This is a genomic window from Clostridium sp. K13, assembly GCF_019734195.1.
In the GTDB taxonomy this organism is placed as follows: domain Bacteria; phylum Bacillota; class Clostridia; order Clostridiales; family Clostridiaceae; genus Clostridium.
The window spans coordinates 1-25,311 of sequence record NZ_JAASHM010000047.1 but is presented as its reverse complement, the minus strand read 5'-3'; the positions used below and the strand labels follow the sequence as shown (position 1 = coordinate 25,311).

Annotated in this window: 18 protein-coding genes and 1 pseudogene; 17 read left to right on the top strand and 2 right to left on the bottom strand. The window is 27.8% G+C overall.

The features are described from left to right. The first annotated feature begins 245 nt into the window (after nucleotides 1–245). The 11 genes from rpoN to HCG76_RS19425 all read left to right on the top strand — a co-directional run bounded on the left by rpoN (nucleotide 246) and on the right by HCG76_RS19425 (nucleotide 14,619). Nucleotides 246–1,607 carry an RNA polymerase factor sigma-54 gene (rpoN, locus tag HCG76_RS16975; protein ID WP_221701422.1) on the top strand — a complete coding sequence of 454 codons (1,362 nt, stop codon included), beginning with the start codon at nucleotides 246–248 and terminating at the stop codon, nucleotides 1,605–1,607. Nucleotides 1,608–1,809: 202 nt separating this feature from the next. Next, nucleotides 1,810–2,895 carry a GntR family transcriptional regulator gene (locus tag HCG76_RS16970; RefSeq protein ID WP_221701421.1) on the top strand — a complete coding sequence of 362 codons (1,086 nt, stop codon included), beginning with the start codon at nucleotides 1,810–1,812 and terminating at the stop codon, nucleotides 2,893–2,895. 264 nt (nucleotides 2,896–3,159) lie between these two features. After that, nucleotides 3,160–3,885, top strand: a complete 726-nt coding sequence (locus HCG76_RS16965) for an L-ribulose-5-phosphate 4-epimerase (RefSeq protein ID WP_221701420.1) — start codon at nucleotides 3,160–3,162, stop codon at nucleotides 3,883–3,885. Between the two features lie 50 nt (nucleotides 3,886–3,935). Continuing rightward, entirely contained in the window at nucleotides 3,936–5,915 is a 1,980-nt protein-coding gene (gene tkt, locus HCG76_RS16960; protein WP_221701419.1) for a transketolase, read from the top strand. 126 nt (nucleotides 5,916–6,041) lie between these two features. Beyond that, nucleotides 6,042–7,661: a xylulokinase gene (locus HCG76_RS16955; protein WP_221701418.1), complete on the top strand. Its 1,620-nt coding sequence runs from the start codon at nucleotides 6,042–6,044 to the stop codon at nucleotides 7,659–7,661. Between the two features lie 21 nt (nucleotides 7,662–7,682). Next, a complete protein-coding gene (fsa, locus tag HCG76_RS16950; protein ID WP_221701417.1) occupies nucleotides 7,683–8,327 on the top strand; it encodes a fructose-6-phosphate aldolase in 645 nt (214 codons plus the stop codon). 74 nt (nucleotides 8,328–8,401) lie between these two features. Then, nucleotides 8,402–9,898, top strand: coding sequence for an L-arabinose isomerase (araA, locus tag HCG76_RS16945; protein WP_221701416.1), 1,497 nt, complete (start codon nucleotides 8,402–8,404; stop codon nucleotides 9,896–9,898). Nucleotides 9,899–9,912: 14 nt separating this feature from the next. Further along, the gene (locus HCG76_RS16940; protein WP_221701415.1) at nucleotides 9,913–11,388 is read left to right on the top strand and encodes an alpha-N-arabinofuranosidase; all 1,476 of its coding nucleotides are present in this window, start codon (nucleotides 9,913–9,915) and stop codon (nucleotides 11,386–11,388) included. Between the two features lie 4 nt (nucleotides 11,389–11,392). Further along, complete coding sequence (locus HCG76_RS16935) at nucleotides 11,393–11,656, top strand: DUF6171 family protein (RefSeq protein WP_221701414.1); 264 nt, start codon at nucleotides 11,393–11,395, stop codon at nucleotides 11,654–11,656. 182 nt (nucleotides 11,657–11,838) lie between these two features. After that, nucleotides 11,839–13,212: a glycoside hydrolase family 43 protein gene (locus HCG76_RS19250; RefSeq protein WP_260458180.1), complete on the top strand. Its 1,374-nt coding sequence runs from the start codon at nucleotides 11,839–11,841 to the stop codon at nucleotides 13,210–13,212. A gap of 3 nt (nucleotides 13,213–13,215) precedes the next feature. After that, nucleotides 13,216–14,619, top strand: coding sequence for a lipocalin-like domain-containing protein (locus HCG76_RS19425; protein ID WP_311776408.1), 1,404 nt, complete (start codon nucleotides 13,216–13,218; stop codon nucleotides 14,617–14,619). Here the strand turns inward: HCG76_RS19425 and HCG76_RS16925 are convergent. Next, nucleotides 14,599–15,249, bottom strand: coding sequence for a YesL family protein (locus HCG76_RS16925; protein WP_221701413.1), 651 nt, complete (start codon nucleotides 15,247–15,249; stop codon nucleotides 14,599–14,601). The genes HCG76_RS19425 and HCG76_RS16925 overlap by 21 nt on opposite strands. A 201-nt stretch (nucleotides 15,250–15,450) precedes the next feature. Between HCG76_RS16925 and HCG76_RS16920 the strand changes: the two genes are divergently transcribed. From HCG76_RS16920 to HCG76_RS16900, 5 genes are all read left to right on the top strand, one after another. Further along, nucleotides 15,451–15,855, top strand: coding sequence for a hypothetical protein (locus tag HCG76_RS16920; RefSeq protein WP_221701412.1), 405 nt, complete (start codon nucleotides 15,451–15,453; stop codon nucleotides 15,853–15,855). A gap of 728 nt (nucleotides 15,856–16,583) precedes the next feature. Further along, a complete protein-coding gene (locus HCG76_RS16915) occupies nucleotides 16,584–17,255 on the top strand; it encodes a response regulator transcription factor (protein WP_221701411.1) in 672 nt (223 codons plus the stop codon). Continuing rightward, nucleotides 17,252–18,262 (top strand): sensor histidine kinase, encoded by a 1,011-nt coding sequence (locus HCG76_RS16910; protein ID WP_221701410.1) that lies wholly within the window; start codon nucleotides 17,252–17,254, stop codon nucleotides 18,260–18,262. Before HCG76_RS16915 ends, HCG76_RS16910 begins: the two co-directional genes overlap by 4 nt. A 520-nt stretch (nucleotides 18,263–18,782) precedes the next feature. Further along, the gene (locus tag HCG76_RS16905) at nucleotides 18,783–19,550 is read left to right on the top strand and encodes an ABC transporter ATP-binding protein (protein WP_221701409.1); all 768 of its coding nucleotides are present in this window, start codon (nucleotides 18,783–18,785) and stop codon (nucleotides 19,548–19,550) included. Continuing rightward, nucleotides 19,540–21,594 carry an ABC transporter permease gene (locus HCG76_RS16900; protein WP_221701408.1) on the top strand — a complete coding sequence of 685 codons (2,055 nt, stop codon included), beginning with the start codon at nucleotides 19,540–19,542 and terminating at the stop codon, nucleotides 21,592–21,594. The genes HCG76_RS16905 and HCG76_RS16900 overlap by 11 nt, the downstream gene beginning before the upstream one ends. Before the next feature lie 492 nt (nucleotides 21,595–22,086). Here HCG76_RS16900 and HCG76_RS16895 read toward each other — a convergent pair. Then, a pseudogene (locus tag HCG76_RS16895) lies at nucleotides 22,087–24,527 on the bottom strand (GxGYxYP domain-containing protein). A gap of 162 nt (nucleotides 24,528–24,689) precedes the next feature. Between HCG76_RS16895 and HCG76_RS16890 the strand changes: the two are divergent. Continuing rightward, nucleotides 24,690–25,190: a hypothetical protein gene (locus HCG76_RS16890; RefSeq protein WP_221701407.1), complete on the top strand. Its 501-nt coding sequence runs from the start codon at nucleotides 24,690–24,692 to the stop codon at nucleotides 25,188–25,190. The last annotated feature ends 121 nt before the right edge of the window (nucleotides 25,191–25,311 follow it).

Below are 25,311 nucleotides of genomic sequence, written 5' to 3'. Positions count from 1 at the left end.
ACTTGAATATAGGAGTCATACCTTAGCATCATAATTTTTTATTATTTACCCTGTCTACTTGACGGGGGGCAGTTCAAGGAATCCCTTCTGTTTTTTTTAGGTATAATTTATTTAATGTGTTTATATTAGTTAATACAGAGAAAATGTTATATAATATTAATAAGAAATTACAATATATGTATTTAATTCTATATATTTTGAAATAGAAAAGTAAGTTGAGGTTAGAGGAGACTATAATTATGCAAATGGATTTTAAATTGGATATAGTGCAAAAACAAAAATTGATATTAACTCAAACAATGCAGCAATCTATAAATGTTTTACAAATGTCAGCTTATGAGTTAAGGGAATATATAGATAAACAATTTGAAGAGAATCCAGTTTTAGAAGATGAATTAGATCTTGTAGAAAGTAGAGAAAGATTTGAATATAAGGATATTATAAAAAAAATAGAAGATAATAATTATAGTGAAAATTATAGTAATAAGTATAATAATGAAGAGGAAGTTTCAGTATTTAATTTTATAGCAGATAATAAATCTCTGAAGGATTACTTATATGAACAATTATATGAATTAAGATGTGAGAAGAAAATAAAAAAAATAATAGAATATATGATTGAATCACTAAACAGCAATGGCTATTTAGAAAATACAATAGAAAATATATGTGAAGAATTAAAGAGTAATACAGAAATAGTTAAATATGCATTAGATATTTTACAAGGTTTAGAACCAGTTGGAATTGGAGCAAGAAATCTTAAAGAATGTCTTTTGATACAATTAAGAAGTAGAGGTGTTTCAGATAAATATCTAGAAGAAATAATAGTGAAATATTTAGAGTATATAGCTGATAGTAAATATGAGTATATATCTAAACAATTGAAGATTACAGCTAAAGAGGTACAAGTTTATAGTGATATTATTAGAAGTTTAGAACCAAAGCCATCAAGGGGATATTATACTGGAGAAGAAGTTAAGTTTATAATACCGGATGCGTATATAGTAAAATTTAACAGTGGACATAAGGTGATTATGAATAATTCTATTGTTCCTAATATTACAATAAATAATATGTACAAAAGTACAATTTTAAATGAAAAGGATAACGAAGAGATAGATTATATTAATGATAAAATTAGTAAAGCTATAAATTTAATAAATGATATAGAACAAAGAAATACTACAGTATTGAAGGTATTAGAGTGTATTGTTGATAAACAAAAGGAATATTTTGAAAAGGGAGTTATTTATTTAAAACCTATGACTTTAAAGGATATATCTGATGATGTAGGATTACATGAATCTACTATAAGTAGGGCAATTAAAGATAAATATATATTAACCTCAAGAGGAACAGTAAAAGTTAAAGATTTATTTTGTAATGGTATGGCAAGTTCTATAATAGGATGCCAAGATATTTCTGTTAAATTAATTAAAAATAAGATAAAAGAAATGGTTGATTTAGAAAATAAGAAAAAGCCATTGGCGGATCAAGCTATATGTGATTTATTAAATAAAGATCAGATAAATATTTCAAGGAGAACTGTTGCAAAATATAGAGAAGAATTAGGAATTAAATCATCATCTAAAAGAAAAAGGATATAATTAAAATAAATATTAGTGTGGTTTAATAATAAGATTAGTATAGAACAGAGATTGTAAATAAATACAACCTCTGTTTTTTTTTATAAAATACATAAAAAATATTTTATTTAATTTTAAATGTGTATGGTAAAAGTGTTCAAAATGAGTTAAAATTTAATATATAAAGATAAAAATTGTAAGTACAATATTGGGGGTGTATATTATGGCGGAGAAAACGATTAAGTATATAGAAATATTTGAATTTTATAGAGATAAAATATTAAATGGAGAGATGAAGTATGGTGAGAAATTGCCTACAGAACAAGAGATAGGAGAGATATTCTCAGTAAGTAGGCACACTGTTAGACAATCTATATTAGAGCTTGAAAAACAAGGATATATTTATAGAGAAAAAAGCAAGGGTGCGTTTGTTGAAAAGCTAGGCAAGGATAGAAAAAATAATAATAGTAAAATGATTATAGTTATTACTACATATGTATCAGAGTATATATTTCCATTTTTAATTAAGGGAATAGAAGAGGTATTAAGCAAAAATGGATATGATATTCTTTTATTAAGCACTAATAATGATAAAGAAAAAGAACGTGAACAATTAAAAAAATTATTAGAGTATGATGTTGTTGGTGCAATAATAGAGCCTACAGCTAGTGCTTTAGGTAATACAAATATAGAATATTATAAAGAAATAGAAAAAAATAATATTCCGTATTTAATGATTAATGCAGCTTATGACAAAGAAAAGCAATCATATGTAGCTATAGATGATGAAAAAGGTGGATACACAGTTTGTAAGTATTTGATTGAGTTAGGACATAAAAAAATAGCTGGATTATTTAAAGAGGATGACGTACAAGGGGTTGAACGTAAAAAAGGTTATTTGAAAGCGTTAGAAGAAAACAATATAGATATTGATAATACTATTATAGGAAGATTTAAAACATTTGAAGAGGATTTTTATATTCAAGGATTTACTAGAAGTTTATTGAATAGGGAAGATAGACCAACAGCTATATTCTGTTATAATGATAAAGTAGCTATGAATGTAGTTAAGATAGCTAAAGAATTAGGAATTAGAGTGCCTGAAGACTTGTCTGTTGTTGGATATGATAATGATGAAACTATATCGGCTGCATTAGATTGTGGAATTACAACAATATCACATCCTAAAGAAGCATTAGGAAGAAAAGCAGCAGAAATGTTATTATCGTTAATAAGGGATGGAGAAAAAAGGGTTTCTTATGTATTTGAGCCTGAAATTGTAGTTAAAAATAGTGCAAAAAATATTTAAAATTTATAAAAATAAGAGTTTTACAACAAAATGTAAAACTCTTATTTTTTTGTTGTTAAACCTTTAAAATGTACGATCAATATTTTCTAAAAATTTTAAATAAAAACATTTACAAAGGGAAATATATTTGATAATATTAAATTGTACGGTACATAAATTATGAGAGTATAAAATTGTATGTACTTAAGTTATTTTTCTTAGTAGTAGTAAATATAAAATGTGGATTAATATTTTAATGGCAAACAAAAATGGGAGGGATTTAAGGTGTTAGAGAATTTAAAAGAAGAGGTTTTTAAAGCAAACTTAGATTTAGTAAAGCATAATTTGGTTGTATTAACTTGGGGAAACGTAAGTGGAATAGATAGAGAAAAAGGGCTTATAGTAATTAAACCAAGTGGTGTAAGTTATGACGAAATGAAGGCTAGCGATATGGTAGTAGTAGATTTAGAAGGAAATGTAGTAGAGGGTGACTTAAGACCATCTTCAGATACACCGACTCACATTGAATTATATAAAAAATATCCTAAAATAGGTGGTGTTGTTCATACACACTCATCATTTGCAACTGCGTGGGCACAAGCTAAAAGAGATATTCCTTCATATGGAACTACTCATGCAGATACATTTTATGGACCAGTTCCATGTACTAGAGCATTAAATAATGAAGAAATTAAAAGTGAATATGAGAAAAATACTGGTTCAGTAATAATAGAAACATTAACTGAAAGAAATATAGATGAATTAAGTGTACCAGGAATAATAATTGCAAGTCATGGACCTTTTGCATGGGGAGAGACTGCAAGTAAATCAGTATTAAATGCAGTGGTCTTAGAAGAAGTAGCTAAGATGGCAATAAGAACTGAAAATTTAAATAGAGAAATTACTCCAATACCGTCAGAATTACAAGATAAGCATTACTTTAGAAAACATGGAGCAAATGCTTATTATGGACAAGATACTGTAAAAGCAAAAGAAGTAGTAACAAAATAAAGATGAAGATTGGTAATAGTTAAAGTAGATAATAAAAGTTGGAGGGTAAAATGAGAGAGTTAGAGTTAAAAAGTATAAATACAATAAGAATGTTATCAGTAGATCAAATAGAAAAGGCAAAGTCAGGTCATCCAGGAATTTGTATGGGTGCAGCACCAATGACATATACATTATTTAATAAGCATATGAATATTAATCCTGAAAATAGTAAATGGTTTAACAGAGATAGGTTTATATTATCAGCGGGACATGGTTCAGCTCTTTTATATTCAATGTTACATTTATGTGGATTTGATGTGACTATAGATGATTTAAAACAATTTAGACAATTAAATTCAAGAACTCCAGGTCATCCAGAAGTAGGACATACTCATGGGGTAGAGGCAACTAGTGGTCCTTTAGGTCAGGGAATTGCACAAGCTACAGGAATGGCAATGGCTGAAAAACACTTAGCAGCTAAATATAACAAAGATGGATTAAATATAATTGATCATTATACTTATGCAATAGTTGGAGACGGAGATTTAATGGAAGGTGTTGCTAATGAATCAATATCTTTAGCAGGGCATTTAGGATTAGGGAAATTAATAGTTTTATATGATTCAAATGATATTTGTTTAGATGGAAAGCTTTCAACTTCATTTTCAGAAAATGTTTTAGATAGGGTAAAAGCTATGAATTGGCATACTATTAGGATTGAAGATGGGGATATAAATATTGAAGCAATTTCAGCGGCAATAGAAGAAGCTAAAAAGGTAACAGATAAGCCTACATTAATAGAAGTTAAAACAACTATTGGATATGGAGCACCTAATAAGGGAGGAACAAACGGGGTTCATGGAGCGCCTTTAGGATCAGATGAATATTTAGAAACAAAGACAAGCTTAAATTGGAATTATGAACCTTTCACAGTTCCAGCTGAAGTAAAAGAAGATTTTAATAATGGTGTTATAGCAAGAGGAAAAGAAAAAGAATCAGAATGGAATGAGTTAGTAAATAAATATAAAGAAGCTTATCCAGAAGCTTATGATAGTTTAATATCTTCAATTAATGGAGAATTAAATATTAATTTTGAAGAAGTATTACCTAAGTATGAAAAGGGGCAAGGGGTGGCAACTCGTAATGCTTCAGGATTCACAATGAATGCAATTGCTAAAGCTTATGATGGATTATTTGGTGGTTCAGCAGATTTAGCACATTCAAATATGACTTATTTAAAGGAACAAGGTGATTTTAGAAAAGATAGTCCAGAAGGAAAGAATATTTGGTTTGGAGTAAGAGAATTTGGAATGTCAGCAGCCGGAAATGGAATAATGCTTCATGGTGGATTAAAATCATTTGTTTCAACATTCTTTGTATTTAGTGATTACTTAAAACCAGCAATAAGAATGTCAGCAATTGAGAAAATGCCATTAGTATATGTATTGACTCATGATTCAATAGCTGTAGGAGAAGATGGACCAACACATGAGCCAATTGAACAATTAGCTGGACTTAGAGCTATACCAAATGTAAATGTAATTAGACCAGCAGATGCTCATGAGACAAATGCAGCATGGCAAATAGCTTTAGAAGATAAAGAAACACCTTCAGTATTAGTATTAACAAGACAAAATATAAGTATAAATGCTGAATTTAATTGTGTAGATAATGTTAGAAAAGGTGCATATATAATTTCAGAAGCTTCACAAACTCCAGCAGCTCAAATAGTAGCAACGGGGTCAGAAGTAGATTTAGCAATAAACTCTCAAAAGGAATTAGAAAAACAAGGAATATTTGTTGATGTTGTATCAATGCCTTGCTTTAGGTTATTTGATATTCAAGATGAAACATATAAGAATAGTGTATTAAAGCCAGGAGTTAAAAAATTAGGTGTAGAAATGGCTTCATCATATGGATGGCATAAATATGTTGATGAAACATTATGTATAGATACATTTGGTGCATCAGGTAATGGTAATGAGGTAATGAATTTCTTTGGGTTTAATAAAGAAACTGTAGTAAATAAAGTGAAAGAGATGGTTAAGTGAAGAAGTAAAAGTGAAGAGCTAAAAGTGTAGGAGAAAACTCCTTTTGGAGTTTCTGATGAATATATTTTCAACCGAAACTCTTCATTTTAAATTCTTACTTAGTCACTAAAAGGGGAGTTGGATGAGATGAGAAAGACAATAGAATCAGGAAAAGCTGTTTTAGGTATTGAGCTTGGTTCAACTAGAATAAAAGCAGTTCTTGTTGATCAAATGGGAACAGTTATAGAAACTGGAGGCTTTGATTGGGAAAATAGCCTAGTTAATGGAATTTGGACATATTCTTTAGAAGAAGTATGGACAGGAATTCAAGCATGTTATAAGAATTTATGTGATAGAGTTAAACAAAAATATGATGTAAAAATAAATAAATTATCTGCAATGGGGATAAGTGCAATGATGCATGGATATCTTCCTTTTGATAAGTATGGAAATCAATTAACGGAGTTCCGTACATGGAGAAATAACTTTACCGGAGAAGCTGCAGATAAATTAACAGACCTTTTCCAATATAATATTCCTCAAAGATGGAGTATTGCACATTTATATCAAGCTATTTTAAATGAGGAAGAACATGTAAAAGATATAGAATATCTTACAACTTTGGCGGGTTATGTTCATTGGAAGCTTACTGGTGAAAAAGTAATGGGTGTAGGTGAAGCATCAGGAATGCTACCTATAGATTTAAATACAAGAGACTTTAATCAAGAAATGATAGAGAAGTTTGATTTATTAATTTCTAATAATGAATATCCATGGAACTTAAAAGGTATACTTCCAAGGGTTTTAGTAGCAGGAGAAGAAGCTGGGATTTTAACGGAAGAAGGTGCATTACTTTTAGATACATCTGGAAACTTACAATCGGGAGCAAAATTCTGTCCACCAGAAGGAGATGCTGGAACAGGAATGGTAGCTACTAATAGTATAGCTAAAAAGACAGGGAATGTATCAGCAGGAACTTCAGCATTCGCTATGGTAGTTCTTGAAAAAGAGTTATCTAAAGTTCACAAAGAATTAGATATGGTTACAACTCCAACTGGAGATTTAGTAGCAATGGCACATTCGAATAATTGTACTTCAGATATTAATGCTTGGATGGAAATATTTAATCAATGTTTGGGGGCATTTGGAATTAAGGTTACAGCTGGAGAGTTATATAAGACTTTATTTGAAAAAGCATTAGAAGGTGATAATGATTGTGGAGATCTATTATCTTACTGTTTCTATTCAGGGGAACACGGAGTTGGTTTATCAGAAGGATGTCCAATATTCTTACACCCTGCAAATTCAAAATTTAATCTAGCGAACTTTATGAGAACTCATTTATATACATGTTTTGGAGCTATGAAGCTTGGAATGGATATCTTGACTAAGGAAGAAAATGTGAAAATTGATAAAATTCTTGGACATGGCGGTATATTTAAGACTAAAGGAGTTGCTCAAAATATTTTATCTGCAGCCTTAGAAGTTCCTGTAGTTGTAATGGAAACAGCAGGAGATGGAGGTGCATGGGGAATTGCATTATTAGCATTATATCTTGATAAAAAAGTGCAAGTTGGCACTTTAGAAAACTTTTTAAATAGTGAAATATTTGGAGCTGCAGAATCGTTAATGGTTGAACCTGAAGAAAATATTGTTGAAGGATATGAAAAATTCTTAGAAAACTATAAAAAGGGTTTATCAGTAGAACAAGAAGCTGTAAGCTACTTGCAAAATAAAATTAAAATAAAAGAAATATCAATGGTATAAATTATTAGGGGGAAGAGAGTTATGAAAATATTTATAGATACAGCGAATGTTGAACAAATTAAAAAGGCAAATTCTATGGGATTAATCGATGGAGTTACAACAAATCCATCATTAGTTTCAAAAGAAAATAAAACAATGGCAGAAGTAATTCCTGAAATTTGTGAGATAGTAGATGGACCAATAAGTGCAGAGGTTATGAGCTTAGATACTGAAGGGATGATTAGAGAAGCAAGAGAGTTAGTTAAAATAAGTAAAAATATAGTTGTTAAAATTCCGATGACTTTAGAGGGATTAAGTGCAGTTAGGGTTTTATCTAAAGAAGGAATAAAAACAAATGTTACATTAATATTTAGTGTTCATCAAGGGGTGTTAGCAGCTAAAGCTGGAGCAACTTATATTAGTCCATTTGTTGGAAGATTAGATGATATAGGTTTAGATGGAATGAATTTAATTAATGATTTGATAATTGCTAAAGAAAATTATGGATTTGAAACAGAAATAATTGCAGCAAGTATAAGAACTAAAGAGCACATACTTCAATGTATATTATCAGGAGTGGATATTGCAACAATACCATATGCTCAAATTGAAGATATGGCAAAACATCCATTAACTACAGCGGGGATTGAAAGATTTATAAGTGATTATAGTAAAGTAGGAAAATAATAAATGACAAATTGCCTCTGGGGTACTCCAGAGGCAAAAAAAGATTGAAAAAAGGGTAAAAGGGAGAGATTGAGATGATTAATATAACAAAAAAATATAATTTCTGGTTTGTAACAGGAAGTCAAGATTTATATGGTGAAGATACATTAAAGCAAGTTGCTTTAGATTCAAGAGAAATGGTAAACGGATTAAATGATATTGAAGGAATTAAATATGAAATAGTTTATAAACCAACAGTAAGAAATGCTAAAGAAATATATGATATATGTTTAGCTGCTAACAATGATGAAAATTGTGCAGGTATCATAACTTGGATGCATACTTTTTCTCCAGCGAAAATGTGGATAAGAGGACTATCAATTTTAAATAAACCACAATTACATTTCCATACACAATTTAATAGAGATATTCCATGGGAAACAATGGATATGGATTTTATGAATTTAAATCAATCAGCTCATGGAGATAGAGAGTTTGGATTTATAAATACAAGAATGGGTAATAATAGAAAAGTTGTTGTTGGACATTGGCAAGATCCAGAAGCACATTTAGAAATAAATAAATGGATGAGCGTTGCAGCTGGATATGTTGAAGGTAGAAATATTAAAATTGCTAGATTTGATGATAATATGAGAGATGTTGCTGTAACTGAAGGAGATAAGGTTGAAGTAGCATTAAAATTAGGATGGACTTGTGATGCTTTCGGAATTGGAGATTTAGTAGAAGTAATTAATGAAGTTAGTGATGAAGAAATAGAAAATTTAATGAAAGTATATGAAGAAAAATATGAAATTTGTGAAGCTGGAAAAACAGAAGGAGCTGTAAGAAACTCTATTAAGTATCAAGCAAAGGTTGAAATTGCTTTAAGAAGATTCTTAGAAAAAGGGGGATATACTGCATTTACAACTAACTTCCAAGTACTTCATGGAATGGAACAATTACCAGGTTTAGCAGTTCAAAGACTTATGGAAGATGGATATGGATTCGGTGGAGAAGGTGACTGGAAGACTGCTGGATTAGTTAGATTAATGAAAATAATGACTAATAATACTAGAACTTCATTTATGGAAGATTACACATATAATTTTGATCCACAAAATGAATTAATATTAGGAGCTCACATGTTAGAAGTTTGTCCTACAGTAGCAGCAAATAAGCCATTAATTGAAGTTAAACACTTAGGAATTGGAGATAAGGCAGCTCCAGCAAGATTAATATTTAACGGACAAGCAGGAAATGCAGTTTGTGCTTCATTAATAGATTTAGGTGGAAGAATGCGTTTAATAATAAATGCTGTTGAAGCTAAAGAAGTTGAAAAAGAACTTCCTGAACTTCCTGTAGCAAGAGTATTATGGAGACCAGAACCATCGTTAAAAGTAGGAGCAAAGGCTTGGATACTTGCTGGTGGAGCACATCATACTTCATTCTCTTATGAATTAGATTCAGAACAATTAACTGATTTAGCTGATATGTATGGAATTGAAGCAGTTGTTATTGATAAGGATACTAATATAAACGAGTTTTCTAAAGAGTTAAAATGGAATGACTTATACTGGCAAATAAGAAGATAGGGGTGTTAGGGATTATGGGTAAATTAGTAATCAATACACATAACAAAAAGTCAAAAATAAGCAAAGAAATTTATGGGCATTTTTCGGAGCATTTAGGAAGATGTATATATGAAGGTATATATGTTGGTGAAGATTCTAAAATACCTAATGTAAAAGGTATGAGAACAGATGTTGTACAAGCTTTAAAGGAGATAAAGATACCAGTATTACGTTGGCCTGGAGGATGTTTTGCTGATGAATATCATTGGATGGATGGAATTGGACCAAAGGAAACCCGTAAGAAAATGGTCAATACTCATTGGGGTGGTGTTGTAGAAGATAATAGCTTTGGAACCCATGAATTTATGGAATTATGTAGACAGCTTGAGTGTGAGCCTTATATAAATGGAAATGTTGGTAGTGGAACAGTTCAAGAAATGTCTGAATGGGTTGAATACTTAACTTTTGATGGTATTTCTCCAATGGCTGAATTAAGAAAGAAAAATGGACATGAAGAGCCTTGGAAGGTTAAATATTTTGGAGTAGGTAATGAAAATTGGGGTTGTGGTGGAAATATGACACCGGAATTCTATGGAAATATGTATAGAAGATATCAGACATATTGCAGGAATTATGGAGAAAATAAGCTTTATAAAATTGCATGTGGACCTAATGTAGATGATTATAATTGGACTGAGGGAGTAATGAAAGTAGCTGCAAACTTTATGGATGCTTTAACATTGCACTATTATACTCATCCAGGTGGATGGTTGAATAAGGGGCCAGCAACTGGATTTGATAAAGAAACATGGTATATTAGTATGAACAAAACTTTAAAGATGGAAGAGTTAATTAATAGACACTTAGAAATAATGAATAAATACGATTCAGAAAAGAAGGTTGATTTAATTATTGATGAGTGGGGTGGTTGGTATGATGTTGAGCCTGGAACAAATCCAGGATTCTTATATCAACAAAATACTATGAGAGATGCTCTTATAGCAGGTATTAATTTAAATATTTTCAATAAGCATAGTGATAGAGTTAAAATGGCAAACTTAGCTCAAGTAGTTAATGTGCTTCAATCTGTTATTTTAACAGAAGGTGAGAAGATGGTATTAACGCCTACTTATCATATATTTAATATGTATAAGAACCATCAAGAGTCAACTTTAGTTGAAAGTTATATAGAAACTAAAATGATAGGTGTTGATGAAGAAAATCAAGTTCCTAATTTACATGAATCAGTTTCTATAGATTCTGAAGGTAGGGTTAATATAACTATAAATAACTTATCAGTAGATGAAGGATACAATGTTGAAGGAATATTAGTAGATAGAGAAATTAAATCTGTTAAAGCTACCATCTTATCTAATGAAATGAATGCATACAACACATTTGATAATCCAGAAGTAGTTAAACCAGAAGAGTTTAAAGATTTTGCTTTAACAGCACAAGGATTTAACTTTAAGATTCCAGCTTGTAGTGTAATTAGCTTTATTTTAGAGTAGTTTAGTGAGTAATAGATTTTGTAAAAAGTGCTTGTTAGATAAGGTAATGAGTGAGGCTGAATACGAGCATATGCAAGATTATATTAAAAGTATAGATAATGAGATTAAAACTAAGGAAGATGATTATAAAAGTAGATTAAACACTTGTATGGAATGTGACAATCTTATTAATGGAATGTGCAAGTTATGTGGATGTTTTATTGAGATGAGAGCAGCTGTTAAGAAGAATTATTGTCCTGATATAGATAGAAAGTGGGATAGGATTTAATAAAGTATTTCATTAATATAAAAATAAATAATACCTATACAAAAGATAAAGGCATATATCAAAGCTTGAAAACTAAGTTTTGATATATGCCTAAATTTACATAAAAAATAAGGAAAGAGTGAAATAAACAAAAAGATTAAAAAATAATAAAACAAAATTGTATAAAGGGGATAATAAATATTATGAAATCAAAAAAAATAAGAAAAATAATGGCACTTATAATGACTGGAATTTTAATATCATCTTTAGGTGTCACTAAAATTACTTTTGCAAATAATAAGACTATTACTAAAACTCGTGTTTCAGTGCATGATCCTTCAATAATTAAAAATGGAAATAATTATTATGTATTTGGTTCACATATAGATGCAGCTAAATCTACAGATTTGCAAAATTGGACTAAGTTTACTAATGGATATACAACACCAGATAATGTTATTTTTGATGATTTATCAGAAAATTTAGCAGGTTCATTTGCTTGGGCTGGTGAAGATGATTCAGATAGCAAAGGTGGTTTTGCGGTTTGGGCACCAACTGTGATATGGAATGATAATTATGTAAACGATGATGGAACTAAGGGTGCATATATGATGTATTATTGTACATCTTCAACTTATAAGCGTTCAGCTATAGGATACGCAGTTTCAAAGAATATTGAAGGGCCTTATACTTATGTAGATACTATTATATATTCAGGTTTTACATCTGTAGATGCATATGACTCTAATAGTACTAAAAATACTAATTATGTAAATATACATATTGATGAATTAATTGATGAAGGAATAATAGATGAGGTAAATGATGCTTGGTTTGATTCTAAAGGAGCATATAATACAAGTTATGCTCCTAATGCAATAGATCCAGAATTATTCTATGATACAGAAGGACAATTATGGATGACGTATGGTTCTTGGTCTGGTGGAGTATATATTTTAAAAATTGATGATAAAACAGGACAACCTATATATCCAGGTATAGATTCTGATAAAGACACTCTTAATTTTACAGATAGATATTTTGGAAAGAGAATATCAGGAGGTTATACTAAATCAGGAGAAGGGGCAGATGTAGTTTATGATAATGAAACAGGATATTATTATATGACGGTAACTTATGGTGGATTAACTTCTGATGGAGGATATAATATGAGGTTGTTTAGGTCAGAAAATCCAGATGGACCATATTTAGATGCAGCTGGGCGTAATGCAGCCTTAAGAGGAAATGTTGATAATGCTAATTATGGTATAAAGCTAATATCTAATTATAAATTTGCTTGTCAAGAAAAGGCGCTTAAGGCAGCTGGACATAATTCAGTTCTTCTAGAGGAAGACGGAGATAGGTATTTAATTTACCATCAAAGATTTGATGATGGAACTGAATATCATGAAGTTAGAGTTCATCAAATGTTTATTAATGAAGAAGGATGGCCTGTTGTAGCTCCTTATGAAAATAGTGGAGATGTAATTTCGGAAAATGGATATGAAAAAGATGAAGTAGTTGGAAATTATCAATTTATAAATCATGGAACAGCAAATACTTCAGCAGTAGCTTAAACAATAAACATAAGATTAAATGAGGATTATACAGTTAGTGGAGATATAGATGGTACTTGGAGTATGAAAGAAGATACTTATTATATGACAATAACAACTAATAATGTAACGTATAGTGGTATATTCTTTAAACAACAAGATGAGTCTGATGAAGAAAATAAAGTAATGACATTTACTGCCACAGGAAATAATAATGAATCAGTTTGGGGAAGTAAATTAGATTTAGATAATGATGGAGCCGTAGAGTATGCGGGAAAAAATTTAGAAACTAAAATTCCAAGTGTTACTAAAACAGATATAGTTTTACCTAAAATAGGTGCATATGATACAACAATTACATGGAGCTCAAGCAATGAAGAAAGTATAAATAGCGGAAAGGTAAAGCGTTCTGAAGAGGATGTAACAGTTGCTTTAATTGCTACTATAACTAAAGGTGAATCAACTTTAACTAAGAAGTTTAATGTACTTGTTAAAGGTGTATTACAAGAAGTTGGGGAAGAACCAACATATAAATATGATTTTGAAAGTATAGAAGATGATTCTATTATAAATTCAGGAAGTAAAGGAACTAGTGCAAAGTTAATGGGTTCATCTATAGTTACAGATGATGATGAAAGAGGAAATGTTTTAGAAATAATTAATGAGAAAGATGCTAAAAAGGTAAATTATTTAGCTTTACCAACTGATACTTTTGAAGGAATAACTGAAGAAGGTTATACAATTAGTATGTGGGTAAATATAGATAAAAATGATCCTAATTACTTTGAACACAGTGCATTATTTGAAGGAAGTATGACTAATGAAGATGGTACACCTAATTATCCTATCACAAGAATAAGTGCTAATCTTTATGGAAGAATAAATGCAAATGGTGCATGGTCAGATGCTACTGAAATAACTAAACCATTAGAGGGAAACAAGTGGGAATATGTAACTTATACTGTAAGTCCTAAAGGAATAGTAGTTTATGTAGATGGAAATGAGGTTGGTAGACAAGATAAAGATATAGCAGCTTGTTTTAAAGATAATTTTTTAGCCTTAATGACTGATGTAAGAGTTGGTAGTGGGAATATATGGGGTGATATGGACATATCTAATGCTAAGTTTGATAATGTTGCAGTATATAATGTTGCATTAACGGATAAACAAGTAGAAGCTCTTTATAATGAAGAAATTAAAAAAGATGAAGAGACGGAAAATCCAGAAGAACCAGTAAACCCAGAAAATCCTCAAAAACCAGATAATGATTCTAATGGAAGTGATGATTCTGGAAAGAAACCAACAGAAAATAATTCAAATACATCAAAATTACCACAAACAGGTGCTATGGATGCATTATTTACATTGGTTTTAGGAGGTACAAGTGTTGCTATTGGTGGAATTAATTTAAAAAAGAAAAGAAAATAATATATAAATAGTCTTAAATAGGCTTATATCTTTATTAAATACAATTAAAAAAATACGAGAAACCATATAACTATGCAATGATATACCTAAAAGAACCATAAATAAAAATATAATTGGATAATAGAAAGTTGCGAATGCTACAGAGGCTCCAAAGATGGTAATAAGCAAGCTGTATGGAAGATTTTTTAATGCGATAACAAAACAATATTTAATAATATTTAATATAGAAGATTTTGTTTTTGTTAGTATTGGAAATATATATGGAGTTACTAATAAAAAAATAAGTAAAGAAAAAAATATAAATGGTAATGCAAAGTATGACAGTGATAAGCCACATTTTAGCCAAAAAATTAAGTTGAATCCTAAGACTATAGATATTATCAATATGAATAGCCATATTATTGTTGATTTTTTAAAGTTTTCCTTAAATGCTTTGAAAAAAGTTTTTATTAAAGATTCTTCTTCTTTATTAAGAATTTTTAAATTTATAGAATATAAGGCTGTAGTTGCTGCGCCTATAGTTACTATTGGAAGACTACAAAATATCCATAGAATATTTAAAATAAATAAGTCAGCAATTCTATTCATAAACCTAGAAAATCCACTATCTGTATTGAACATATTTCCCATAAAACCCCTCCTAATTTCCATATATATCTAATTTTATAATACATTATGTAAAGGATTTAATCAATGTATTATAGAAGATAAAATAAAATTAATAGTTTGTTTTATAAGTAGAGTAATATTAACTTCTATTATATATAATGTATAGTTATTATTTTTAGAAGAATAATAGTATTATTACTAAATTTAACTAAGGAGGATATTATGAAGCATAAGAGAGTAGTAGTAGTAACGTTATTATTTTTATTAGTATGTAGCTTTAATGTTTTTGCTAGTAAAAGACCAGAGCCTAATTTAATTTTTATGGGAGAGGTAGAAGAAGTTCAAAGAAATGAAGATGATAATACTTTAAATATAAAAGTTGAAGGATATATTAAGGGTATCACAATAAAAAGTAAAGAGTTAATAGCAGTTGTAGATAGCGAAACATTAATATTTCCGAATGAATGTCCAAAAGAAGGGGAAGAAATAGATATTAAAAAGGTTGATCCTAAGAGTTTTAAGGTAGAAAAAGGTGATGTTATATTTCTTGTCCTAAGTGAAGCTATGACAAAATCAAATCCACCTCAAGCATCAGCTAAAGCTATTCAAGTAACATATAAAAAGTAAATTATAGGCTAGTGCATTTTATGAAAAACTTATTTATATTAAATATAAAAGGTTTGTTTAAGTAATGTATTAGCCTTTTTATTATAGTAATTTGTATTGATAGAATAGATTTAAAGTTACAATTTAATTCTGTAAATAAATTTAAATAGTAAAACTAAATTTTAAAAACATGATAAAGTATGAAGATAAAACTGTTTTAGAAGCTACGTATATTTTTTCTTGATGAAGCTTTTATTTATAGAAATAGCATTCAATAGGTAGAATGATGTTTATAATAAAAAACTTAAAGGGGAATTTCCATATTCTTTAGAGCCTAATATATTAATAAACACTGCTAATTTATTAGATTTAGCACCTTGTATTTACTATATTAAATCAGCTGAGGAAATATTTGTAAGAGGTAATAATCAACCTGTATTTGTTATAAGATAAAAAAACTAATATTACAATATTGAAAGATAAATGTAATAAAGATAAATATGAAGTTAAGATAATGTGTTTTATAATAAATTCATAACATAAAACAAGGAGCTGATTATTAATGAAAAAATTAATAGAAGTTATAAAAGTAGTTGGATTAGTTGTTTTAGCAGGTTATGATGAAGAAAATTTCCATTTAGTTTAAAGTATATATTTAAAAGCTTTGTTAAATAAGATTAGCAAGGCTTTTTGTTATATTTATAAAAATAATGTAAAGTATATATAATGAGATGAAAAGAGGGGATAAAATGAATAAAATTTTTATTGTTGAAGATGAAAAGACAATTAGAGATGAGTTAAGTATTTTTTTATCAAGATATGGATATCAAATAGAGGCACCTAATAATTTTGAAAATATTATAGAAAATATAAAGAATAGTAATCCAGATTTAATATTATTAGATATAAATCTTCCTATATTTGATGGGTATTATTTATGTAGAGAAGTTAGAAAGTTTTCAGAAACTCCAATAATAGTTGTAACTAGCAGAGATAGTGATGTTGATGAGCTTATGAGTATGAACCTAGGAGCTGATGATTTTGTAACAAAACCATATAATACTCAAATTTTACTTGCAAGAATTGAATCTATTCTAAAGAGAGTAAATAGAAATTTAGCAGTACAAGATATATTAGAATATAAAGATATTAAAGTGAATTTATCAAATGGAACAGTAGCATATAATAAAAAAACTGTTGAAATAACTAAAAATGAATTAAAGATTCTTTCATATTTATTAAAAAATAGAGGGAATATAGTTTCTAGGGAAAAATTGATGAATTATCTATGGGATTGCGAAATGTTTATTGATGATAATACTTTATCAGTAAATGTTACAAGAATAAGAAAAAAACTTGAAGAAATAGGTGTGAAAGATGTTATAGAAACTAGAAGAGGACTAGGGTATATAATATCATGAATATAATTGAATTTATAAAAGAAAGAATGATATTTTTAATAATTAATTTGATTATGTTTTTATTAATAGCAATATTTATGAAAATAGCAGTAGTACCAATAAGTGTAATATTTATATTATTTTTAATATGGTTTGGACCTTTAGTAATATATATGATTTTAGAATTTATTAAATATAAAATATATCTAAATAATCTAATTAAAACTGTTGATGATTTAGATAAAAAGTATTTATTACCAGAAGTTATTGATGAAGCTAAGTTTCAAGAAGCGAAAATAATTAATGAAGTTTTGAGAAAGTGCAATAAATCTATGCATGAAAAAGTTAAATATTATAAAGATGAACAAGGTGAATATAGAGAATACATAGAAACCTGGGTTCATGAAATAAAAACTCCAATTGCGTCAGCAAAACTTATATTAGAAAATGAGGATAGTAATTTAAGTAAAAGAATAAATTATGAAATGAAAAGAGTAGAAGTGTTTATAGAGCAGGTTTTATATTATGCTAGAAGCAGTGATGTAAGAAAGGATTATATAATTAAGGAATTTTCATTGAGAACTGTTGTAATGAAGGCTATTAAAAGTAATAGTAGGGATTTTATAAATAAAAATATTAAGCTAAATATTAAGGAAATACAAGGAAGTATATTTACAGATGAAAAATGGATAGAATTTATTATTAATCAAATTATAATAAATGCAGTGAAATTTTCAGATGCTAATAAAGGTGAAGTATCAATATATTCAAAAGTAAATGAAAATAATATTATATTAACTATTGAAGATAATGGTGTTGGAATAAGTGAAAAAGATTTAGATAGGGTATTTGAAAAAGGATTTACAGGAGAAAATGGGCGTATATTTGGTAAGTCTACAGGAATAGGACTTTATTTATGTAAAAAACTTTGTGATAAGCTTGGAATTGGAATAAGTTTAAGTTCAAAGCAAGGGAAAGGAACACGTATAAATATAATTTTCCCACAAGGAAAATTTACTGATTTTTAGTTATTTATGTTTAAAATCTAATAATATAAAAATAAGGAACAATTTTATTTTGTTCCTTATTTTTATACATATGATGAAGATACAAGTGTTTATGGACGAGTGTATATATAATGCTTAAATAGTAACCTTAAAAAATGTAATCTTATTTTAATATTATTAAATATTATAAAAATGAATTTGATTTATTAATGGTATTTGTAAAAAATAAGAGGATTATTTTGTCTAGAGATAAGTTAATAGATTTGGTTTAGGGGATTGATTATGATGGTGATTATATATTATATACTAAAAAGTATGAAACAACTGCTAATGAAAATGGCAATGTTTTGATAAAAATTAAAAATATAGATTACAAAAATGTAAGGTTAAAGAAATGTAATTCAATATGTAATTATATACTAGTGATATAAAATTAATAATGAAGAAAGCAATTACTATAAATAAAAGGTAATATAAACTTAATTCTTAGCTTCAAGTGGAGTTAAATATATATGAGAAAAATAAGTGGAGGAAAGTTTACATGAAAAATATATTAAAGGTTGAGAAAATAGAAAAGTATTATGGAAATAAAGATAATATAACAAAAGCTATAGATAATATTAGTTTTAGAGTTGATAAAGGTGAGTTTGTTGGAATAATGGGGCCATCAGGAAGTGGAAAAACAACATTACTTAATTGCATTTCTACAATAGACACTGTAACAACAGGTAATATCATAATAAATGATAAAAATATTACTAAAATGAAGTCGAAGCAATTGGAGAATTTTAGAAAGGATGAACTTGGATTTATATTTCAAGACTTTAATCTTTTAGATACATTAACAGCATATGAAAATATTGCATTAGCATTAACTATACAAGGGGTTAAACCTAGTGAAGTAGATAATAAAATAAAAAATGTTGCAGAACACTTAGGCATTACAGAAGTATTAAATAAATATTCATATCAAATGTCTGGAGGACAAAAACAAAGGATTGCTTCAGCAAGGGCCATTGTAACAGAACCATCATTAATTTTAGCTGATGAACCTACAGGAGCATTAGATTCAAAATCTTCAAGATTACTTTTAGATTCTTTTGAAAAATTAAATAAAGAACAAGAAGCAACAATATTAATGGTTACTCATGATGCTTTTACAGCAAGCTATGCTCATAGAATTCTTTTTATTAAGGATGGTAAAGTATTTAATGAATTAGTAAGAGGAAATGACTCAAGAAGAGAATTCTTTAATAGAATAATTGAAGTTGTAACACTGCTTGGAGGAGATGTAGAAAATGTATTCTAAAATAGCTATAAGTAATGTAAAAAAGAGTTTTAAGGATTATACAATATACTTTTTAACAATAGCTTTTGCAGTTTGTATATTTTATAGCTTTAATTCAATAGAATCTCAAAAGGCACTATTAGATATGAATAAAAATCAAGCAGAATATATGACTATAATAACAACTTTAATATCAGTAGTTTCTGTATTTGTATCATTTATTTTAGGTGGTTTAATTCTTTATGCAAATAATTTCTTAATAAAGAAAAGAAAAAAAGAGCTTGGAATTTATATGACATTAGGTATGAGAAAAGGAAAAATATCAACTATATTATTAATGGAAACTTTAATAGTGGGAATATTATCGCTAATAGCAGGCTTACTATTAGGTTTAGTAGTATCACAAGGTTTATCATTATTTACAGCTAAATTATTTGATGTTGAAATGGCTCAATTTAAATTCGTAATATCAGGTAGCGCAATTTTAAAAACTATATTATATTTTGCCTTAATCTTTGGTGTTTTAATGATATTTAATACAAGAATTATAGCAAAATACAAATTAATTGATATGTTAACAGCAGCAAGAAAAAGTGAAAATATTAAAATAAAAAGCCCAGTAGTTTCATCAATTATATTTGTTGTAGCTATGATAATTTTAGGTACAGCCTATTATTTAGTAAGTGAAAGTGGGTTAAATCCAGAAAAATTAGGATTTAAGCTTTCAATAGTGTTTGGAATAATAGGAACAGCTGGATTCTTCTATGGAATTGCAGGATTTTTATTAGCAATAATTCAAAGAAGTAAAAATATATATCTTAAAAAATTAAATATTTTTGTTACAAGACAAATTAGTAGTAAAGTAAATACAAACTTTGTATCAATGACAGTAATTTCACTTATGTTATTTATAACTATAGTGCTTTTATCAACAGGTTTAAGCTTTAAAAGTGCCTTAGAAAAGGGAATAATTGCTCCCTTTGACGCTTCAGTAAAGCTATTTACAGATGAAGATAGCAAGTATAAAAGTATGGAAGAGGTATTCAAAGCTATAAATTATGACTTTAAGGAAGAAGATCCTACATTTATTACTAGTTACACAATAGATGGTATAGATCCTAATACAATGTTAAAGGATTATTCTGTAGGAGATTTTAAAAAGAGCTTAGATGATGGAAAGTATAGATGGGAACATATAGATGCTCTTAAAATTTCAGATTACAATAAAATAAGAAGTTTATATGGTGAGAAACCTTTAACTATAAGTGATAGCGAAATATTAGTTACATCTAACTTTACAGCAGCTAAGAATTCGGTAAAAAACTTTATTGAAAAAAGTCCACAAGTAAATATAAATGGAAAAGAGTATAAGGTAGCTAATAAAGAATATTTAAGTGAAGCTATATATAATTCTGAAATAGCAGACAATGTACTAACTATTATAGTACCAGATGATTTTAAAGATATGACTTTAGATTCAGCATATATGAATATGAATTATAAAAATCCTAATAATCCTGCTGAAGAAGAGGAAATAAAAAGTTTATTTGACTCTTTAAGCGGATATAAAAGTGAGGGGCCTTTAGGTGGTAGCTATACTAAGGGAGCAGATGATGAAATTCATAACTTACCAATGATAAGAGCTACAAAAACACAGGTTTATGAGCAAAGTAAGGGATTTACTACAATGATACTATATATTGGTTTATATTTAGGAATTGTATTCTTAATTTCAAGTGCAGCAGTACTTGCGCTTCAACAATTATCAGAAGCTAGTGATAGTAGTGATAGATATAAATCATTAAAGAAAATTGGTGCAACAGAAAAAATGATAAATAAGACAATATTTACTCAAACAGTAATTTATTTTGTAATGCCATTAACTCTTGCAATAGTAAGTTCAATTGTTGGAATAAATGTAGTAAATAAATTTATAGCTTTATATGGAAAGCCTAATATAGGACCAACAGCATTACTTACCTTAGGAATACTTGTTATAGTATATGGAGGATATTTCTATGTTACATATGTAGGTTATAAAAGCATAGTTAAAAATTCAAAATAAAGTATTAAAATAAATACCTAGTAGCAATATTAAAGTGCTATTAGGTATTTTTTATAAATAAAAATATTTTTTAATAAATATATTGACCTTTACGTTAGGTAAAGGCGTATATTTAATTTATCAGGAGGGATGTGCTATGGAATATACAGTGCAAAAGCTTAGTGAATTAGCTAAAATAAGCAGCAGAATGTTAAGATGAATATTATGATAAAATTCAAGTAGGAGCAACAAAGTTTTTAAGAGATGCTATTTGGATTTACACAGGAAGAAACTAATAAAAATATATTTAAATATGTAACACAATTAGAGTTAATTACGTAATATATATTAAGATTTATCTTATCTGTTGTATAAAGGAAAATGTTTTATCCTATTAATGGAGTTAAAAATCAGCTATAAATTTATTTAAGGTAATTGTAATATAAAGCTTATCTTTAATATTGTAATATGAAATCTCATAGAAATTTTATAATTATCTATGAGATTTTTTATTTATATACTAGATGAAATATTATTCTTTATTAGTTTAACAAAAGTATCAGGAGTTACAATTCTTACTTTAGGATTTTTATTTAATTTATTTACAACATAATTAACATTATCCATTGTATTACTCCATACATGTACATATACAAAAGTATATGTATTTGGATTTTTAATATTTGTGTACCCTAAATCAATTCTATTATTAATATTAGTAATTAGCTCATTTTGATCTTCTAATCCACCCCAAAGTAAATCACGACAAGAAATAACAGGTTTATCATTAGACCAAATTATTTCACCTTTATAAGCATTATTAATATCATAGTTTAAATAAAGTATACCATCTATATTAGAATTACAAGTATATTTATCCCATAAATCTTTTTTATAAAAAGCTTCATCATCTAAAATTAATACTAAGTGTTGATCAACTTTTGCCATATAATCATTAAGTCTTTTGGTATAACTAATTAGTTTATTAAAAGGAAATTTGCTAGGATACATATATCCATTACCAGAAGGTGCAACTACATAATTATCAGTATAATTTGAAGAACTTGCATCTTCATAATATTTATTTAAAACAGTAGGGGCTAAATAATATAATGAAGGAGTTAAAGACCATCCTAAATTAAAATTACCTCTATAAGGAGAGCCAAACCAATTTTTTGTATTAAAATTGCTTCCAAGTAACCATTGTTGATTATCACCGTCAGACATAATGAAGGTTACATAATGAACACCATCTTCTTCTAGAAAATTTTCATTAGTATTTTGTGTCTTAGGTGTTGATGGATATGAGCTTAATACTGAAAGATTATAGGACCAATCTGCGGCAATCATGTCAATACCAAATTTAGAGGCTATTGATACGTTAGTATGTTCATCTGGTCCCCAACCTAATATGCGTCCACCATCATCAATAGAGCTAAATATACGATTCCTTAAGTCGGTATTTTCCACCTCATTTTCATAAAAAACTAATGATTTTGAAAGAATAGCATAATCTCTTAGTGACATATACTTATCACTAGGTAGCTCTATTACAGTAGAATGATTTAATCCAGAATTCCAAAGCGTGTTAAAGGCCCAATATTTATCAGTGTCTCTACATCTTTAATTAAGTTTGTGACACCATGATTATTTAAAGTATCTTCTATAGATTCATCAATGGCAATAGAATCATTTTAGGAGGCTAAAGTACAAGAATTATTTATTGAAGGTGCTTTTACAGTACTATATAAAACATAGCCATTTATATAAGATTTGAACTTATCTATGAGAGTCCAAGGTTCTTTAATTATTTTATATTTTACATTATAATTTTCCTTTAAATCTTTAAGCCAGATTTCATAATCTGGCTCACTAGGGCTTATTATATAAATTTGTTTTTCTGATTTAGATGATATTAAGCCTTGAAGAGTAACTATCATTGTTTGTTCTGCTTTTGTCATATTAATATCAGAAATAACATAAAGAAATTTAGGTGTTATATTACTTTTTATATAAGAATCAGTATTTTCTTTATAAGAACTACAAGTACATTTTAATAAGTTGCTATTTTCTAAATTTAATGGGTTAATTAAACTTGTTTTAGAAGAAATAGAATTATTCTTTGAATGTTTACTATAAAAATCACTTAAAAAGTTATATCTTCTTCCAACATAAAAGTCCACAGAATCCTTTTGGCTAAGGCCTGCAAGTAAAAGTTGACGAGCAATAATATCATGTAAGCTTACATTATTACCATTTTTAAGAATATCATACATTATCATAAAGGTTGTAGTTCTACCTATTCCAGCTTTACAGTGAAAATGGAACCAAGTGTTTCTAGGATTATTTTTTACAATATCAATAAAATAATTAACCATATCTTCAGGAGGTAAACCTCCATCTGTTACAGGAATTCTAATATAAGAGATATTATTTGATTTAGTTAAGGTGGCTTCATCTTCTACTTTTTTTGGTAGTATTGTTTTATTTTTATTATGTAAAGTTAAGGGGGTATTTAATTTGATAGAGGATAAATCCTCATTTTCCTTTTTTATAACTTCATTTAAAGTAAGTCCGGAATTTGCACTGTTATTTGAGTTTGAAAAGCTAATGGCAATGTCATTTACAAAGCCATGAGATTCTTGACGTAAGTCAATATCTATTATAGGGAGATTAGTATCAATATTTTCTAACATTAAAGGAAGATTTGGAGGGGTAAATTGCCCGCTACCAGATATGTTTAAATTATCTAATCCCTTTGTATTTAATGAGCCAAGCTCTGAAACTTTAGATATGTCTGTTGTTTTGCGAAAGTTTTTTGGTAATGTATCTAATCTATCAGAGTCTTGTGTAATATACACATCAGATAAAGCATTAATTGGATAAGAAATTGATGTGAATAAACAGAAAATTGTTAAAATTAAAGTTAAATATATTTTTATATTTTTTTTCATTTTTATTTACCTCTTATTATAATAATTTATTATTTATATAATAAGTAATTACAATGTAACTTATTCATAATATATGATATAAATATGAATGTTAAATTATGGAGCAAAATTATAAAATTATAGATATTATAAAAGTAAGAGTATATGATTAAGGAAGATATTATGGCAAAAAAGAAAAAATGTAAAAATAAGAATAAAAAGAGTAATACATATGATAATAACAATAGTAATTTTAGTAATGATTATGAAATGTCTGAATTTGATATTAAGAGTCTGAAGCTATTACAATTACAGATATTGATTATATTTATAAATATATATGCTAACTTTATTTTATATATATCTAGTCTACAGGGGATTGAACTTATTTATAGTAAATACAATGGTAATAATGATTATGAATATAAAATATCACCAGATAAAACTGCTTTAGAAGGATTATATATTTTTTTTACAACTCAATTAGTAATTGCTAATATAGCAATTACTAAATATAACATGTTATATGAAAGAAAACAGAAGGGTGAAATTAGTTATTCACTTGAACCCAATGTGAATATTGTTATAGCTAATATAATAAACATAATATCAAATGTTTATCTTGTAACAGGAGCGGAAGGGATTTATGCTAGAGAGAATAATCAACCGATTATTGGAGTTTAAAATGAATTATCTAAGAATAAAATAAGTATTTACTTATTTTATTCTTCAGACTGTTGACAAAGTGTCAACAGTCTTTAATTTTATACAAATATGTAATATAATATAAAATATATTAATTTAT

Excerpts from the sequence above, each read along its gene's own strand:
- HCG76_RS16905 (WP_221701409.1), top strand. The coding sequence starts at position 18,783 with ATGAAAAATATATTAAAGGTTGAGAAAATAGAAAAGTATTATGGAAAT.
- HCG76_RS16910 (WP_221701410.1), top strand. The coding sequence starts at position 17,252 with ATGAATATAATTGAATTTATAAAAGAAAGAATGATATTTTTAATAATT.
- araA (WP_221701416.1), top strand. The coding sequence starts at position 8,402 with ATGATTAATATAACAAAAAAATATAATTTCTGGTTTGTAACAGGAAGT.
- tkt (WP_221701419.1), top strand. The coding sequence starts at position 3,936 with ATGAGAGAGTTAGAGTTAAAAAGTATAAATACAATAAGAATGTTATCA.
- HCG76_RS16970 (WP_221701421.1), top strand. The coding sequence starts at position 1,810 with ATGGCGGAGAAAACGATTAAGTATATAGAAATATTTGAATTTTATAGA.
- HCG76_RS19250 (WP_260458180.1), top strand. The coding sequence starts at position 11,839 with ATGAAATCAAAAAAAATAAGAAAAATAATGGCACTTATAATGACTGGA.
- rpoN (WP_221701422.1), top strand. The coding sequence starts at position 246 with ATGGATTTTAAATTGGATATAGTGCAAAAACAAAAATTGATATTAACT.
- HCG76_RS16955 (WP_221701418.1), top strand. The coding sequence starts at position 6,042 with ATGAGAAAGACAATAGAATCAGGAAAAGCTGTTTTAGGTATTGAGCTT.
- HCG76_RS16900 (WP_221701408.1), top strand. The coding sequence starts at position 19,540 with ATGTATTCTAAAATAGCTATAAGTAATGTAAAAAAGAGTTTTAAGGAT.
- HCG76_RS16890 (WP_221701407.1), top strand. The coding sequence starts at position 24,690 with ATGGCAAAAAAGAAAAAATGTAAAAATAAGAATAAAAAGAGTAATACA.
- HCG76_RS16940 (WP_221701415.1), top strand. The coding sequence starts at position 9,913 with ATGGGTAAATTAGTAATCAATACACATAACAAAAAGTCAAAAATAAGC.
- HCG76_RS16920 (WP_221701412.1), top strand. The coding sequence starts at position 15,451 with ATGAAGCATAAGAGAGTAGTAGTAGTAACGTTATTATTTTTATTAGTA.
- HCG76_RS16915 (WP_221701411.1), top strand. The coding sequence starts at position 16,584 with ATGAATAAAATTTTTATTGTTGAAGATGAAAAGACAATTAGAGATGAG.
- HCG76_RS16925 (WP_221701413.1), bottom strand. The coding sequence starts at position 15,249 with ATGGGAAATATGTTCAATACAGATAGTGGATTTTCTAGGTTTATGAAT.
- fsa (WP_221701417.1), top strand. The coding sequence starts at position 7,683 with ATGAAAATATTTATAGATACAGCGAATGTTGAACAAATTAAAAAGGCA.